General features: G+C 35.5%; 17 protein-coding genes. 13 read left to right on the plus strand and 4 right to left on the minus strand.

What is annotated here, in order from left to right; genetic code table 11:
• The 3 genes from NLJ00_RS19740 to NLJ00_RS19750 form a co-directional block, all read right to left on the minus strand.
• A complete protein-coding gene (locus tag NLJ00_RS19740) occupies nucleotides 1-1656 on the minus strand; it encodes a peptidase domain-containing ABC transporter (RefSeq protein ID WP_256635088.1) in 1656 nt (551 codons plus the stop codon).
• A 98-nt stretch (nucleotides 1657-1754) separates the two neighbouring features.
• Nucleotides 1755-2090: a hypothetical protein gene (locus tag NLJ00_RS19745; RefSeq protein ID WP_256635089.1), complete on the minus strand. Its 336-nt coding sequence runs from the start codon at nucleotides 2088-2090 to the stop codon at nucleotides 1755-1757.
• Between the two features lie 240 nt (nucleotides 2091-2330).
• Complete coding sequence (locus tag NLJ00_RS19750) at nucleotides 2331-2732, minus strand: DoxX family protein (protein ID WP_256635090.1); 402 nt, start codon at nucleotides 2730-2732, stop codon at nucleotides 2331-2333.
• 209 nt (nucleotides 2733-2941) lie between these two features.
• Between NLJ00_RS19750 and NLJ00_RS19755 the strand changes: the two genes are divergently transcribed.
• The 13 genes from NLJ00_RS19755 to NLJ00_RS19815 all read left to right on the plus strand — a co-directional run bounded on the left by NLJ00_RS19755 (nucleotide 2942) and on the right by NLJ00_RS19815 (nucleotide 15454).
• On the plus strand, nucleotides 2942-3535 hold the full coding sequence (locus NLJ00_RS19755) for a TetR/AcrR family transcriptional regulator (RefSeq protein WP_256635091.1): 594 nt from the start codon (nucleotides 2942-2944) through the stop codon (nucleotides 3533-3535).
• Nucleotides 3536-3545: 10 nt separating this feature from the next.
• Entirely contained in the window at nucleotides 3546-3758 is a 213-nt protein-coding gene (locus tag NLJ00_RS19760; RefSeq protein WP_053472725.1) for a hypothetical protein, read from the plus strand.
• A gap of 4 nt (nucleotides 3759-3762) precedes the next feature.
• Nucleotides 3763-5004, plus strand: coding sequence for an MFS transporter (locus NLJ00_RS19765; protein ID WP_256635092.1), 1242 nt, complete (start codon nucleotides 3763-3765; stop codon nucleotides 5002-5004).
• Between the two features lie 863 nt (nucleotides 5005-5867).
• Nucleotides 5868-6290, plus strand: a complete 423-nt coding sequence (locus tag NLJ00_RS19770) for a sugar dehydrogenase complex small subunit (RefSeq protein ID WP_053472727.1) — start codon at nucleotides 5868-5870, stop codon at nucleotides 6288-6290.
• Nucleotides 6291-6305: 15 nt separating this feature from the next.
• Nucleotides 6306-8186, plus strand: a complete 1881-nt coding sequence (locus NLJ00_RS19775) for a GMC family oxidoreductase (protein ID WP_256635093.1) — start codon at nucleotides 6306-6308, stop codon at nucleotides 8184-8186.
• Nucleotides 8187-8191: 5 nt separating this feature from the next.
• On the plus strand, nucleotides 8192-9466 hold the full coding sequence (locus tag NLJ00_RS19780; RefSeq protein WP_256635094.1) for a ferritin-like domain-containing protein: 1275 nt from the start codon (nucleotides 8192-8194) through the stop codon (nucleotides 9464-9466).
• Between the two features lie 89 nt (nucleotides 9467-9555).
• Nucleotides 9556-9918, plus strand: a complete 363-nt coding sequence (locus NLJ00_RS19785; protein WP_053472730.1) for a putative quinol monooxygenase — start codon at nucleotides 9556-9558, stop codon at nucleotides 9916-9918.
• Between the two features lie 54 nt (nucleotides 9919-9972).
• Nucleotides 9973-10995 carry a heme-binding protein gene (locus NLJ00_RS19790; RefSeq protein ID WP_256635095.1) on the plus strand — a complete coding sequence of 341 codons (1023 nt, stop codon included), beginning with the start codon at nucleotides 9973-9975 and terminating at the stop codon, nucleotides 10993-10995.
• A 45-nt stretch (nucleotides 10996-11040) separates the two neighbouring features.
• On the plus strand, nucleotides 11041-11778 hold the full coding sequence (locus tag NLJ00_RS19795; RefSeq protein ID WP_180857547.1) for a Dabb family protein: 738 nt from the start codon (nucleotides 11041-11043) through the stop codon (nucleotides 11776-11778).
• 26 nt (nucleotides 11779-11804) lie between these two features.
• Entirely contained in the window at nucleotides 11805-13265 is a 1461-nt protein-coding gene (locus NLJ00_RS19800) for an FAD-binding oxidoreductase (RefSeq protein ID WP_256635096.1), read from the plus strand.
• A gap of 85 nt (nucleotides 13266-13350) precedes the next feature.
• Nucleotides 13351-13833 carry a cupin domain-containing protein gene (locus NLJ00_RS19805; protein ID WP_256635097.1) on the plus strand — a complete coding sequence of 161 codons (483 nt, stop codon included), beginning with the start codon at nucleotides 13351-13353 and terminating at the stop codon, nucleotides 13831-13833.
• A gap of 96 nt (nucleotides 13834-13929) precedes the next feature.
• Nucleotides 13930-14517: a TetR/AcrR family transcriptional regulator gene (locus NLJ00_RS19810; protein ID WP_053472735.1), complete on the plus strand. Its 588-nt coding sequence runs from the start codon at nucleotides 13930-13932 to the stop codon at nucleotides 14515-14517.
• A gap of 124 nt (nucleotides 14518-14641) precedes the next feature.
• Nucleotides 14642-15454, plus strand: coding sequence for an SDR family NAD(P)-dependent oxidoreductase (locus NLJ00_RS19815; RefSeq protein ID WP_180857549.1), 813 nt, complete (start codon nucleotides 14642-14644; stop codon nucleotides 15452-15454).
• Nucleotides 15455-15510: 56 nt separating this feature from the next.
• On the opposite strand, the gene NLJ00_RS19820 is transcribed toward NLJ00_RS19815, so the two are convergent.
• Nucleotides 15511-17127 carry a sensor histidine kinase gene (locus tag NLJ00_RS19820; RefSeq protein WP_256635098.1) on the minus strand — a complete coding sequence of 539 codons (1617 nt, stop codon included), beginning with the start codon at nucleotides 17125-17127 and terminating at the stop codon, nucleotides 15511-15513.
• Nucleotides 17128-17129 lie beyond the last annotated feature (2 nt).

Below are 17129 nucleotides of genomic sequence, written 5' to 3' on the forward strand. Positions count from 1 at the left end.
TTAAAGCTTTATGTCGTTAATAATTTTTCCATCATCAATCGTAATCATACGGCTGCATTTGTTCTTCCAGAAATCATTTTTAGAAGTAACAATTACCGTCCAGTCATTTTCTTCGGCAAGTAAAAAGTCAACAATTTTACCCGACGTCAGTTCGTCCATTTTATCAACCGGATCTTCAAGGAATAATATATTAGGTTTGGTCACAATACTTCTCGCCAAAAGAATCTTTTGCACATCTGAAGCCGAAAGCTCGCGTCCGCCCGGATGAATCTGATGTTCCAGTCCGTTCGGGAAAGTTTTAATATAAGGCGTTAAACACACATTATCTAAAGCCCATTTTAAATCGTCATTATTAATGGTTTCATTTCCAAAAAGAATGTTTTCCTTAATTGTTCCTTCAAAAAGTGTATCGCCCTGTAAAAGTGTTCCGGATTGTGCTCTGTAACTATCTTCGTCCAAACGGTTCATAAAATTATCTGTCACATACATTGCGCCGCTTTCCGGCTCCAGCAATCCTGCAAGTAAGCGTAATAAAGTACTTTTTCCGGCACCGTTTGTTCCTCTTAAAATAATCTTTTCACCCTGATTTATTTTCAGGTTAATATTTTTAAGTGATTTTTTACTGTGTTCCGGATAATTATAAGCAATACTTTCCGTCTCGATTGTAATTCCGGTTTCGGTTACGGCAGAAGTTTTCGGAATACATGAAATTTCCATATCGGTAACCTGACCAATTTTTTCCAAAGAAGTCAATACATCATAAAAAGATTCTAACCCGAAGATTATTTTTTCTACAGAATTGATCAGCAATACAATTACAATTTCAGCTGCCACAAACTGCCCAATGTTCATTTGATGGTGAATTACCAGAAAACCACCAATCGACAAAAGAGCAGCTGTAACAATTACCTTAAAAATAGTAAGCTGAATGTATTGTTTTTTCATTACCTGAAAGTGCTTTTCGCGGTAATTGACATAATGACTCACATAACCGTCATTTCTGTCTAAAGCATAATCGAAGCCGCCTTTTCTGCGGAAACTTTCACGATTACGGGCAATTTCCTGAAGCCAGGCCGCCACTTTATATTTAAACTTTGATTCGTTAAGACTTGTTTCTAAACCATCTTTATAAGAGAATTTAAAAATGACATACAGAATAACGATAAATAAAAGTCCAATTACGGTAAAAAAGGAATGGTACAAAACCAGCAAAATAATACCCAAACCAACCTGCAGAAAGGCGGTACAAAAGTCAAGTAAAAGTTTTGCCGTTCCTTTTTGAACCATAAGCGTATCAAAAAATCGGTTTGCTTTTTCGGGCGCGTATTCCGAATACATTTCTTTAAACTTAATTAAAGGCAGTCTGTATGCAAACTCAAAAGACGAACGCACAAAAATTCGCTGCTGCAGATTTTCTACGATTCGCAGCTGAAGAATGGTTAAAATTCCGCCAAAGCCAACTCCAATTGTAACCAAAAAAACCAGCACAATCCACGAAACACTAAGCTGTCCGCTTTGAATAAAATTAATAATCGCCTGAATTCCTAAAGGCAGGGAAAGGTTTACCAAACCCGCAAAAGCGGCATAAAATATAATTTGGTATACGTCACGTTTGTCTAACGCAAGTAAGTTGTAAAAACGTTTTAAAGGTGTCATGGATTTATATATAAATACAAGATTAATAGATGTTAATTTACGAAAAATATCGCATTAAGGATTACAAAAATTATCATAATCCAATCAAAACTAAATACTTATACTATAAATCGTGGAGGAGGCAAATGTATCTTGCCGTGAAATCCAAATGAGAAAATTGGATTGTCTATATAATTTTTTCCTTTAAGATTATTTTGAAAATAAAATCCTGGCACAGACGCATCTAAAGGAACCAGATATTCTAATAACACAATTCCTTTTGCAAGTTTTGTGGTCTTCGTATCTTTTGTTTCATAATCGTCCAGTTCTTCTGGGATTCCGTCGCACTTAAAGATTTTCTTCAAAAGAGTACACGCTATTCCTTTAACAGAATGAGTTTCTGTATTTTCTTTTATAATTCGGCTGAAAGTTGCTGAGACATTAATACTGCTCATTAAAAAATAGCCGATTAGTAACGCCTGAAGGCATTTACATAAAAGGCTATTTTTAATTTTATTAAGCATCGTAAAAAATAAATTTCAGGCGCAAGTTAAAACTAAATTTTCGTCGCTACATTAGAATAACATTAGAATTCAAATTATTATCACCCGCTGATTTTACTGACTTTCTTACTAATAAAATCATAAAAAAAGCGGCTCGACGGCCGCTTTATAATTTTATATTTTAATGAGTTTTTAATCCCATTTATTGCTTTTTGAAGCTGCAAATTTTCCTCCTCCGGTAAAAAACAATGCAATTGCCGTAAAGAAATATAACCCCAGAAGGTCTAATTCCCAACCTCCGTGATCGCTCAATTTAAAAATATCCTGACTGTGTGCCATTAAAACTGCCACTAAACAGTTGAAAGCAAATATTAAAGCAGCAATTCTGGTTCTAAAACCAATTATAATTAAGATTGGTGCCAAAATTTCGCCTATGATAACGCCATAAGCAAAGAAACCAGGAAGTCCTTTTTCAACAAGCATTCCGCTTATGAAATCTAAACCGCCTTTAAATTTTGAAATACCATGCAAAAGCATTAAAAATCCAATTGTAATACGAAGTATTAACAAACCAAAATCGTTGTTTTTTCTCATTTTTAAATAATTAGGTTAATAAAACAATTCAGTATTTCATACCAAATAATATTGAGTATGATAGCTGTTAAGAGTAAAAATAGTAAAATTATATTGGGAACCAACTTTTGCCCTTTTTAAAGTTTTTTGAAAAACATTTTTCATAAATGAATAAACGTTCATTTATTATTATATCTTTGCAATGTCAATTCAATAAAATCCTTTTCATTTTGAGAACAAGAGATATTAATAAAGAAGAATTAGTTAAAGAGAAAACTATAGAAATGATTGTAAAGTATGGCATAGAAGGCTTTACAATGAACAAACTTGCGAAAGAGTGCGGGATTTCTGTAGCGACACTTTATATTTATTATGCCGACAAGGAAGATCTGATTAAAAAAATTGGAACTGAAATGGGCACTTACTTCTTTAAAAGTTCGCTTAAAGATTTCTCGCCAGAAATGCCTTTTGTAGAAGGTCTTGCAAAGCAATGGGAAAACCGATCAGAGTTTATGCTGAAAAACACTGATAAAATTGCCTGCTGGGAAATTCTCCAAAATTCAAATTATGGGGAACATATCGTTAACGAAAGTTTGATGGAACTCAAAGAAATCATGACGAAGTTTTTGCATCGGGCAATTGAAAGAAAAGAAATAGTACCAGTATCAAAGGAGGTTTTCTGGAGTATTGCTTATGGCCCGCTGTACAATTTACTTCGTTTTCATGAAAAAGGTAAAGGACTTGGAGGTACCACTCCATTTCAATTAACAAATGAAATACAACAAGAAGCTTTTAGACTCGTGATAAAGGCATTAACACCTTAAATTTTATGTTATGAATGTATTGATATTCGCCACTAATATAAAAACAGAGACAAGTAAAAACAAAATCGCAACGTTTTTAAACGCAAACAAATCTATATTGCAATGGTCAATTGACCAGGAAGATATTGATTGCGTATTGAGAATTATAAGCGAAAAACTAAATGCAGCTCAAATTATTGACTTATTGAATTTTCACAATTTTGACTGCAAAGAACTACAATAATTATATGAACGAAAAACAAACTATCGAAACCGGTTTTAATGGCTATCAAAAACTGGTTATATTTCTTTTAGCCATGACACAATTTACGGTTGTGCTTGATTTTATGGTAATGTCGCCGCTTGGGGATATTATGATTAAAACCTTAAATATTACGGCTTCTCAATTTGGTATTGCCGTTTCTGCTTATGCTTTTAGTGCCGGGATTTCCGGATTGCTTACGGCTGGTTTTGCAGATAAATTTGACCGAAAAAAATTGTTACTTTTCTTTTACATCGGATTTACAATCGGGACTTTATTTTGTGCCCTTGCCCCTAACTTTTTTCTGTTGGTTGCAGCGCGCGTTTTCACCGGATTATTTGGCGGTGTAATTGGTTCAATCTCTCTTGCTATTGTTGCTGATTTATTCAGCCTGAAGCAAAGAGGAAAAGTAATGGGATTTATTCAAATGGGATTTGGCGTGAGTCAGGTTCTTGGAATCCCAATTGGTTTATACATTGCAAATGCCTGGGGATGGCACGTTCCGTTTTTATGGATTGCAGCAATGGCAGCTATTATCACCATGATTTTATATGTAAAATTAAAACCTGTTACAGAGCATTTACATTTAAAACAAGAGAAAACAGCCTTGATGCATTTGTATCATACGATTTCTAAAAAGAACTATCAGGTTGGATTTTTAGCTACTGCCCTGCTTTCTATTGGAGGTTTTATGATGATGCCATTCGGAAGTGCGTTTGCCATCAACAATCTTAAAGTAACTAATGAGCAATTACCTTTATTATTTATGATTACCGGAATTGCAACTTTAATTACAATGCCTTTTATTGGTAAATTGAGTGACAGGGTAAATAAATTTAAAATCTTTGCATTTGCTACCGTATCTGCCGTGATTCTAATCAATATTTATTCTCATTTTGGCCCAACTCCATTCTATATTGTATTGCTTATCAACGTTTTTATGATGGCAACGATTATGAGCAGAATGGTTCCGTCAACGACTTTAACGTCTGCCATTCCAGATCCGCAGGATCGTGGTGCGTTTATGAGTATTAACTCGTCTTTACAGCAAATGGCCGGAGGTTTTGGTGCTGTAATTGCCGGATTAATCATTTATCAAAAAGACAGTTATGCACCGTTAGAACATTATGATATTCTGGCAATGACTGCTTCTGGAATTATGTTACTTACTATCTTTTTAGTATTTAGAGTAAGTAAAATTGTTGACACTAAAACTAATAAACTTTAATCTGGATTTTATTCTTTAGGATAAATAAATACACAAATAGTAAAGAGCTGCCTCTAAAGTCGAGGCAGCTCTTTTGCTATAAATATTTTGTTAGTTTTTAGAGACTAATTTGTCAATTTTTGATATCCAATTTATCATTCCATAGGAATGTTTCATTGGTAGAAAAATAGTAAGAGTCGCATTTTTACGTTCCGTAGGAACGTTTGATAGATCCGATTCTTAAAAAAACAACGTCTAAATCAAACGTTCCTACGGAACGTAAACCTGTAACAATATAATTTTCTACCAATGAAATGTTCCTACGGAACAAGGAAACATGTAAAATAAAAAAGAGACCGTCTCGATTTACACTGCCCCAAAAAAGTCAAACACTATTTTGGGGCATTTTTATGCTTATAACACAGCTGAATAAAAACTCTTTTACATCCGATACTAATTATAAGCGCATAGAAAACTCAATTTCAATATGTTACAATCTTTAAGCTAATGTTAATTTTTCAAACTTTTAACAACTAATCTAACATTATAAAAGTTTTAGTACCAAAAATTATCTCTTTTGTGACATAAAATCTTACTCCTGTGTCAATTTATCAATAGCCTTTTTATATCTCCAGTAATTTTAGTAGAAAAAACAAGGCTCAATATCAAAACTAATACTACTGTGTCGGAGCAAAGTAACGCTACTAATACTTGCGCTTCAAAACTTGCGGAAACAGCCAATTGTATAAGCTTGACTTTACTTCTGGAGGTATCATCGCATCTATACTCAAGGTACAACGTTAGCATATTGGACTTAAACATGTTACATCAAAAACCAATTAACAAAAAATGTTTAACCCTTTAATTCCCAAAAAACTAACACCATGGAACCTAATTCCCACACAAAACTCTTTTTAGAGGTTTCGGCGCTTCTAACCGGATTCAGTAAAACTGAACTTAAAGCTACCGGAATGCTGGAAACCTACTACAACACGATCCAGAAAAACACAGACAAACAGGACATCGATTATTTCTTTCTTGATGTTCATGTGCTGTTAAATGACAAATCCAAAAAAAACATTGAAGCTGCTTTAGCTTCACAATTTATGGCTGCATCGGCTTATAATGGATTGGCAAAAAACATCATTATTCTTTGGTATACCGGAAATTGGGGCAACGATGTAGTATCATCAGCTTCTTACATTCAGGGACTTATGTGGAACGCTGCGCATACACATCCGCCGGGAGCAAAACAACCTGGTTACGGTTCATGGGCAGAACGTCCGCTTACAGTAAAAAATTCATAACAAAAAGGTAATCAAATGGAAAATAATTATGATGTAGTTATTGTTGGTTCTGGTATTGCCGGATCAATAATAGCAAAGGTTCTTACCAATGCAGGTAAGAAAGTTTTAATGCTCGAAGCAGGTCTTTCTGCAGGTATAGCAATGGATCAGGATGCTAATTATAAAAACTATCAGGATTATCTTAATACGTTTTATAACGCTTCTGCAAAAGTTCCTAATTCGCCTTATCCGAATATAAAAGATGCCCCTTCAATTGATGTTCTTGATATTCAGAAAATCCCAAAAGACAGACCTTCAACAAAAGGATATTTGGTACAAATGGGACCGCTTCCTTTTGCAAGTGACAATACAAGAGCGCCGGGCGGAACAACGCTGCACTGGCTTGGAACTACACTTAGAATGCTGCCAAACGATTTTGTAATGAAATCTAAATACGGCGTTGGTGTAGACTGGCCAATTAAGTATGATGATATGTCCCGTTATTATCAAATGGCCGAAAACGAAATTGGTGTTTCTGGAAATGTAGATGATCAGCATTATCCTATCGAACAAAAAAACATTTTTGGTAAAGATTATGTGTTTCCAATGAAAGGTATTCCAACGAGTTACCTTGACGGCGTAATGAAAAAAGTTATTGATAAAAACAATAACATTAAACTTAATGGTAAAGACTATAAATTAACTTGTATCAGTACGCCACAAGGAAGAAATTCAATCCCTAATCTTGATTACAATATTGGCGGAGTAGAATGGAATCCAGGTTCAAAAAAATTAGATATCATCAAAATTGAACCTGGAGAATATGATCCGGTTGGTTCAAACTGGGATCAATATACAGGCCAGCGCTGCGAAGGAAATGCGAGCTGTGTACCTATTTGTCCCGTTCAGGCAAAATACAACGCCTTAAAAACATTCAGAAAATGCGACATGGGAAATCTTGTCGCAAAAACACAAGCTGTTGCTTCAAGATTGTTAATCAACGAAACTTCAAACTGGATTAACGGTGTTGAATACAAAACGTATATCAAAGGAAGTTCATCAGAATATGAAACACATACTGCAAAAGGAACTTTATATGTAATGGCCTGCAGCGCAATTGAAAATGCTAAATTATTATTAGCATCAGGAGCAGCAAACAGCAGTGACCAGGTGGGACGTAATTTAATGGATCACATGACGGTTTTAAGATGGGGATTATCAAAAGATCCTATTTATCCGTATCGTGGTCCGGGTTCTACTTCTAACATTCCAACTTTTAGAGATGGAGAATTCCGTAAAAATCACGCTGCCTGGATTTTACCGTTAGACAACTGGGGCTGGGCATGGCCAACTGGTTCACCTGCAACAGATGTTATTAATGCTGTAAATGAAGGCATTATTGGTAAAGAGCTTCGTGCTAAAATCGAAAATCTGGTTACAAGACAATTCTTTACACACTTTGAATGCGAACAGGCTCCAGATCCTGATAACCGTGTAACAATTGATCCTCAATACAAAGATAATATTGGCAATTACAGACCTGTAATTCATTATAAAGCAACAGAATACATGCTGAAAGCTTTTGAAGCATCAGGAATTGTTTCTGAGCAATTGTTCAGCCAATGTGATATTGAAGATTTTACATCTTACAATCCGGCTTCGGATGCTGATTATGTGACTTACAAAGGCAAAGGCTACACTTTTGCTGGCGCAGGACACATTGTAGGAACGCACAGAATGGGATTCTCTAAAGAAGATTCTGTAGTCGATGCCAATATGCGTACGTGGGACCACGAAAATTTGTACTTAGTAGGCTGTGGAAATATGCCGACTCTAGGAACATCAAACCCAACTCTAACTATGTCTGCCCTAACTTTTAAAGCGGCAGAAGCTATCCTTCAACAACTTGAACAATAACTATTATGGAAAATAAATTATTTCAAAAGAACAATCCGAATCGTCAAAAGCTAATTAAACCAATTGCTGATCTGGATATTAACGAAGAGGTTTACTCAGTTGCAACAGATAATGCCTTTATTGCTGATAATGAACTCAGTATTGCGCCGGCAATAACAGCTAAAAGTGCAAAAGGAATGTCGTTGAAAATGTCTAAAAGAGATGTAAAAAATTACATCAAGGATTTGAAACATCTTCAGGATTGTCTTAGAACTGCTTTAAAATTAGAGCTTTCAACGATTCCTCCTTATTTATGCGGACTTTACACGATTAAAGAAGGAAGCAATGTAGAGGCGGCAGCGCTTATTAGAAGTGTCGTGGTTGAAGAAATGCTGCACATGGTTTTGGTATCCAATATTCTGAACGCTATTACAGATCCAAAAACAATTAAAAAAGGTGATAAACTTTTTAACGTAAAAGAGATTATTCCAAACTACCCTACTCCGCTTCCGGGCGGCATTGTTCCGGAAGTCCCGAAAGGTTCGCCTCCGTTTGAAGTTCATCTTTTAAAATTCTCCAGAGAAGCATTAGATGAATTTTCTACAATCGAAAGACCTTCTGATCCAAAAGCGCCTATTACGGGTCATTTTGATAGCATCGGGCAATTTTATGAAGCGATTCGTTATGGTTTGCTTCGTTTAAATGAAGAAGCAAAGAAAACAACAAAGAATGGAATTTTCATTGGAGATCCAAGCCGTCAAATTACTGCCGAACATTATTATGGAAGCGGTGGTAAAATCACAAAAGTTGTAACGTATGAAGATGCCGAAGAAGCGATTGGAGAAATCGTAGGTCAAGGTGAAGGTATCGACGGAACTATTGCAACAGAGCAGGTTTTATTTGGAGAAGATATTGAATATGCACACTATTTCAAGTTTCAGGAAATCTGTTTTGGAAGAATGTACAGCGCGAATGATACCAATTTTCAAATGCCTGTAAAAAGTATACCAACAGGAAAACCTTTTACGGTAAGCTGGTCATCTGTTTATAATATGAAAGCAAATCCAAAAATGAAAGATTATGAAAAAAATCCTGAATTACTGGAAAAAGCAAAAGACTTCAATAAAGTATATGTACAGCTCCTAAACGGAATTAACGATGCAGTGAGCGGTGAACCTGAACTTCTTATTAAAGGAATTACAGTGATGTATGAACTTAAATACAAAGCGTTGGAATTACTAAACATTCCGCTGGAAAATGGCGAATGCGCAGGGCCAACATTTGAATATGTAGAAGTATAAAAATGGCAATTTCAATGGTAATGACAATGGCGATTTCAATTTTAATTGTAATTCAATGTCAATATAACTAACAACTAAACAACAAAACTATGTATTACCCACTTGAAGCAAAATGGACCATTTTGCCCGGAAATGAAGAAAAAGCAAAAACAGCTTTAATTCAACTCGCAAAAGATGTTCAGGAAAACGAACCCGAAACATTATTGTATATGGTTCACGTTCCGGATTTCAACCAAAAAAGCCTTCCGACTCCGCCACAGGGTCAGGTAATTTTTTGGGAAGTTTATGAAAATCAGGATGCGTTTTTTAAACATGTAAACGGCCCAATATTTACTGAATTTGTAAAAACATATGGCGATTTATTTCTAAGCGATTTCAGCACGCCGCCAAATGTTTTCATGACCACTGAAGTATTATTTCAGATTCAGGGATTTAGCCGAAAAGCACTTTAACCCTTAAAATAATTTTATACCCTATCAAAAACAAAATCAATTCAAAAAAATAAAATGGCATCACAACAAAACAACAATCCGTTAGCAAACCTGAACCTGTCGGGTTTAGAAAAGCTAGAAACAAAAACAGTTAATAAGGGGCTTAAGTCAAAATTTAAAGCCGAAGCTGTAGAAATTCCATCAGCTGATCTTGGTGTATTAAATTCATTAGTTGGAACCTGGGTTGGTCCGGGATTCAATATCATTGAAGTTCCAAATATGAATCAGGCAAAACCAGGCCCGCCTCCGGCTGATAAATTTAAAATTATATTAAACTCTACTGCAGAAACTTTTACTTTTAATTCAATTGGGGGTGATATTATCAACCGTGGAAACGCACAATCTGATATCGCTTTTCAGGGGCTGCATTATTTACAGCAGGTAGATGATGTTAACCTGCCAAGCGGTCAAAACGGAATCCATTTAGAAACGGGATTATTCTTAAATCTTCCAAGTGGTACTGATCCGGCGGTACAGCCAAGTATCGCCAGATTAGGTTCAATTCCGCACGGAGATTCAATTTTAGCACAAGGAACTTTTTTTACCGTAAACGGGCCGCCACAATTTGAAGTAGCAGATCCTACTCCATTTTTTATTGTAAACGGGAAAAGAGTAAATGACACAAGCGAAACTTATTTATCACAATTGGTAAATGCAGTTCCGCCTCCGGGAATTCCGAAAGAAGTTATTATGAATCCAAATATTCTTTTGGAAAATGCGATTAAAGGACAAAACATCACTAAAACGGTTGTGATCTTTTTAGATGCAAACCCAATTGACGGCGTGGCAACTCCGGGCGCAACAGCTCCTGTTGGCGGGATTACAAACATTCCGTTTGTAAATGTAAATGCTAACGCTAATAGTCTTTCAGCAATTTTTTGGATAGAAACTGTTGAAAATGCAGATGGTTCAGAATTCCTTCAATTGCAGTATACACAAACCGTAATCCTTGATTTCCCCGTTTTTGCCCCAGATGGAAGCGTTGTCGAAATTAAATGGCCTCATATTTCAGTAGCAACACTTCGCCTTCAGCAATAATAATTTCTGAAGAAAATCAACTAAAAACATTTAAAAGAAATTCAAATGGAAAATTCAAATAACGCACCCATGTTGCTGCACAGCACGTACTTCAATCTGGGTACAAGTAATACGCAAGGTATTGTAGAAGCCTATATGGCCGAAGCAAGACAATATCTTTCTGAATCTGTTGGAATGATTTCTTTCTGGATTGGCGTTCGAGCCGATGATATGATCCGTCCTGAAAATGATCTTAATTATGACATTGCCATGCATCAGCTTTTTGCAAACGAAGATGCTTTTAATGTGTATAACGGAAATGATTCTGCGCATAATCAATTCGTAATTGACGTAAACAGATGGGTTCCTGGCACAACAAGACGTGTTATGGATTATTATGTAACCAATCTTATTATTGGTGGAAATTCTTCAGAACCGCAAACTATTGGTGCCGATGGAAATTATCCGCAAAGTATGTTTCATGACTTGTATTTCTCTCTAAAAGATAAATCTCCGGAAAACATTAAAAAATTTACGGATATCTGTGTAGAATATTTATCAGGACATCCGGGAATTCAGCAGTTTTCAACTGGCGGACTGACGGATATTAAACGAAATGTTTCTGTTAGAAATTTTGATGTTGCGGTTTCTATTATCTACGAAAGTAAAAAAGCGTACGATGATTATCTGACAAGCAAAAAGCACGAAGATTTTTTTCCTGCAACAGCCGGAATGATTGACAACACGTACATTTTTGATTCTTATATAAAATACCAGTCAAAAGTGTATTCGCTTACCAGATAAAAAATTAACCCCAAAAACTAAAAATCATGATAGAAACAGCAATTCAGGAATTAGTTCGTGAACTGAGCGGTTATGTGCTTCAGCCCGGTGATTCAGAATATGAAGATGTTATAAAAATTGATAACGGCCGAATTCAGTTCAGACCTCGTTTAATCATTTTTCCGGCCGTAGTTGAAGATGTGAGACTCGGATTAAAATTTGCCATTACAAACGATCTTCCTTTTTCCATAAAAGGCGGCGGACACAGTGCTGCCGGTTACTGCCTGAACGAAGGCGGTGTTGTAATTGCAATGAAAAATTTAAACAGAATTACATTCGATCCTAAAAAAGAAACTGTTACGGCAGAAATGGGCGTAATCTGGTACGATGTTTACAAGTTCATGCAGTTAACCAATACAGGGTTAATTCCTGTAGGCGGCGGCTGCCCTACTGTTGCGCCTCCGGGTTTTATGCTAGGAGGCGGTTATAGTTTTGTTTCCCGTTCCTACGGAATGAGCATCGATAATCTTGAAAGTTTAAAAATCGTTACTCCAGATGGCGAATTACGTCACATTGGTGTACACAGTACTTCTACAGAAGATATTGATCTTTTCTGGGCTTGTTCTGGCGGCGGAGGTGGAAACTTTGGTATTGTAGTCGAAATGGAAATGAGAGTTCGTAAACCATTAAGCAAAAAAATGTTAGTGGGCCAAATTCGATATCCGTTAGAAATGGCCGAAGATGTATTAGGTTATTACAACGAATGGGTTGAAACCGTTCCCGACGCAATGGCCGTTTATGGTTTTATGGGAAATCAAAAAGACCTAATTGACAAAGTGACCAATGTAAAAGTGCTGGGTTTAACTCCGGTTTTTAATGGTGACGGTGCCGAAGGAATTGAACATCTTCAAGGGCTTTTAAAGCTAAAACCAATTAATGCCGATTTGTTTAATATGACACTTCCGGACTGGGAATTTTATAACGGTTATACCACAAGAGTTGCCGGAAGAAGTTCCTACATCCGTTCTACGGTTCTTCCAGAAGGCGGAATGAATAATAAAGTAGCAAAGGTTATTATAGAATCGATGAGTAAAGCTCCGTCTGCAGAAAGTTTTGCCGTTTGGACGCATGCCGGAGGTGCAATCGAAAATGTTGCCTCAGATGCTACAGCATATGTACACAGGAACAGCCGTTTTATTCCGGAAGTAAAAGCAATCTGGGATTTAGACAAACCTGGCGATACGCTGAAAAATGTAGAATGGGCGTATGAATTTTTCGAAAGATTATCTGATGCCGGAAATGCTACGGGAGCTTATGTAAACTACATTGATCCTTTACAGCACAACTGGACCGAACAATATTATGGAAGCAATTACAAACGCCTTTTAGAAATTAAAAAGAAAGTGGATCCTAACAATTATTTTAATTTCCAGCAAAGCGTTGGTTCGCCATTTAATCCAACAAAAGAATTAACAGATATCAGCCCGATCAACCGAACCAGAGTATAAGGCTTACTAACCCCAAATCCTCGAAGTTTTAGTATAAATCTTCGGGGATTTACTATTTCTAACAAACCAATTAAATATTAAAATTATGTCACCAGCATCTGAAATAATTAGACTTCTTAATTTGCAGTTAAACAGTACCGAAGGCGGTTATTTTGCCAATACTTACCCTATTCCTCCTGTAGAAAATACTCCTTGCAGCGCGATCTATTATTTTCTGGATAATTCCCGCTGCTCTATTATGCATAAAGTTACAGGAGATATGCTGTATCATTTTTATGCGGGAAAGCCTGTTGAAATGCTTTTATTATATCCGGAAGGTCATACGCCAAAATCAGAAATCTGTATTTTTAGTAATGATATTGCTAAAGGCGGAAAACCAATGAAAGTAATTCCGGGCGGAACATGGATTGGTTCCAGAATTAAAAGTAAAGATTCCTGGAGCCTTATGGGCGTATCAATGGCGCCTCCTTTTAATCCTGATAATTACTTTTTAGGAGATCGAGATACCTTAATTGCACAATATCCTGAACACAAAAAATTAATTATAGCCCTTACGAATCCCTCATAAACAGGCACATTTTGAAATTTTTTAAAAAATAATCTTCTTTTTGTTTGTAAATATGACCAATCGGTCATATATTTGTACCGTTAAATAAAAGCTATCATGGCAAAAGGTGAAGAAACCAGACAATTTATTATAGAAAAAGCCGCTCCTATTTTTAATACAAAAGGAATTGCAGCTACTTCTATGAGCGATATTATGGAAGCCACCAAATTGTCTAAAGGAAGCATGTATGTACATTTTGAAAATAAGGAAGTTTTAGCTTGTGCGGCTGTTGATCATAATATTAAAATGCTTAACACAAAAATTCAAACAGCAATAAGTAAATACAAAACTTCAAAAGAACAGTTGTTTGCATATATAGACTTTTTTAGTAATCCGTTGCAGCCACCGGTTTTTGGAGGCTGTCCTCTTTTGAATTTTGGAACAGAAGCTGATGATACAAACCCAATAGTAAAAGAAAAGGTAAATACTGTTATTCGTTCCGGTCAAGTATTGCTTTCTGGATTAGTAGAAAAAGGAATAGCAAACGGAGAATTTAAAACTGATTTAAAACCTGGAGATTTTGCAACTGTAATGTTTGCAATGCTCGAAGGCGGACATTTAATGTCAAGAATGTCCGGAAACAATGATAAAATGGAAATCATTGTTAAAACCTTAAAAAATTTAATAGACCAAAACAGCATCTAATTTTTTTTATTAAAAATATGACCGATCAGTCATATTTATAAATAACAATATCAACAAAAATATAATACCAATTAAAATAAGATCATTCACAATTAACAATTCACATTTAACAATTTAAGAAATCATGTCAAAAACAATTTTAATTTCAGGAGCATCAAAAGGATTTGGAAAAGCCTGGACAGAAGCATTTTTAGAAAAAGGATATAAAGTAGCTGCAACAGCGAGAAATATCGATACATTAAACGATTTAAAAGCAAAATACGGAGACGCAATTTTACCATTAAAACTTGACGTAAACAAACGCGAAGATTCATTTGCAATAGTTGAGAAAGTAAAAAATCATTTCGGTACAATTGATATTTTGATCAATAACGCAGGTTACGCTTTAAACGGCGCTGTTGAAGAAGCAAGTGAAGCGGAAGCCAGAGCACAATTCGAAACTAATTTCTTTGGAACTTTATGGTTAACACAAGCTGTTTTACCAATTATGAGAAACCAAAAAAGCGGACACATTATTCAGGTTTCTTCTATTTTAGGAATCGCAACTTTACCGGTTATCGGACTTTATAATGCTTCAAAATTTGCTGTTGAGGGTTTAAGTGAAACTTTGGCATCTGAAGTAAAACAATTCGGAATCAATGTTTCATTAGTAGAGCCAAATGGTTACTTTACTGATATTTGGGGTAACGGATTCCACAGCGAAAGTATTCCTGCTTACGACGGAATCAAAAAAGCACTTGCAGACGGACACGATCCAGACACATTTGGACAAGTTAGCGCGACAGTTCCTGCAATCGTTAAATTAGTTGAAGCAGAAAATCCTCCTTTACGTTTATTTTTAGGAAAAATAGCTTTACCATTTGCTAAACAAACCTACGAACAAAAATTAAAAACATGGGAAGAATGGGCTGATGTTTCAGTTGCAGCTCACGGATAATTAATTTTCTTTATCATAATAAAAAAAGGCAATCTGTTGATTGCCTTTTTTATTATTTATTTTTTGGGAAGATAAATCCAAAAGATTGTTCCTTCTCCGGGTTTACTTGTAAAATTGATTACTCCGTTATGGTTTTCGATAATTCGGCGGCACAAAGCTAGTCCTATCCCATTTCCTCCATATTGATCGCGTTCGTGTAATCTTTGAAACATATCAAATATACGTCCAGAATATTGACTGTCCATTCCGATTCCGTTATCAGCAATTGAAATTATATGATAATTTTCTGGTGAAGACACTTTGTTATCTTCATTAATATCTGATGCCGAAATAGTTACTACAGGCACAGCAGTATTAAATTTAAGAGCATTGTTGACCAAATTATAAAATAACTGTCGAAGTTGTGTATCAAGTCCTAAAACTGTCGGCAAAGACTTAATATCAATTATAGCATTTTTTTCCTCAATAACCAGACTTAAATCTCCTAATATTTCAGAAAGGGTTTGGTTAAGGTCAACTTCTTCAAATATTTGTTTCTTATTGTCAATTCTCGAATAATTGAGAACATCAGTAATCAGGTTCGAGAGTCTTCCTGCCGCCATCGTTATTCGATCAAAATAATATAATTTCCTTTGGTCTTCACTTAAATGTTCCCCGGCGCGCGAAAGCATAATCATGATTTTACGAAGTGGTTCCTGAAGATCGTGGCTGGCAATATAGGCAAACTGCTCTAATTCTTTATTTTTAAAAACCAGTTTTAAGTTGGCACTTTCTAACTCACGCTGAATTACTTTTAATTCTGTATTATCTTTCAGCGTTTCTACGACCATTTTTTGAGCATTGATGTCTACAAAATAAACTAGCCAGCTGTTAAAAGTCCCGTCTTCTGCCTTGTTTGGCATAATCGAAATTAAATGCCAGATATAGCTTAAACCATATTTAATTCGGGTTTCCCCTAAAAATTCAGAACGCTTTGATTTTGCTATTTTCCAGCCTTCCAATATTCCGTCAATATCATCAGGATGAATAAAATTACTTAGGTTTTTCTTGTCGAAAGCAAGAATTGGAACTTCCAGATAATGCTCTAATGACTCATTGGTTAAAAGAACATTATTACGCTCATTTATTACACAAATTAAAATAGGAATTGTGTTGGCGAGCTGTTTGTATTTGTTTTCACTTTCTGCCAGTTTTTCTGAAAGCGCAATGAGTTCAATGTTTTTCTTTCTGATTTCATCGTAAGGCGATAAAGGAGGTTCGTATTTAAAATAATCGATAAATCCTTTTATTTTAGTTTCTGAAAGAAGTCCCGGAGAAGCAACCGGCTGGCTTATTCTCGTTGTAGACTGATTGTTTAAATAACTGTATTCTATATTTCCGGAAATTTTCGATGCATAATTAAAAGCTTCAGGATTGCAGTTTTTTAAATCTACAGTATCTGTAATGATTGCGATAATTTCTTTTTGAGTTGCTTTAATAACATTAATTCCCAAAACAAGCAAAGAATTTTTACCTTTTGCAATCGAGCATCTTGCTATTTCGGATACTGCTGTCGAAAATCTTGTCTGGAAAGAGGATGGCATACCGCACATTTCGGCAATTTTCATGCAGCGTTTGTGGGCCAGTATTAAGTCCATTTCGTTATCCAGATTTATTTTTATGATTTCCTTCATAA

The sequence above is a fragment of the Flavobacterium panici genome, from assembly GCF_024499525.1.
Classification (GTDB): Bacteria; Bacteroidota; Bacteroidia; order Flavobacteriales; family Flavobacteriaceae; genus Flavobacterium; species Flavobacterium panici.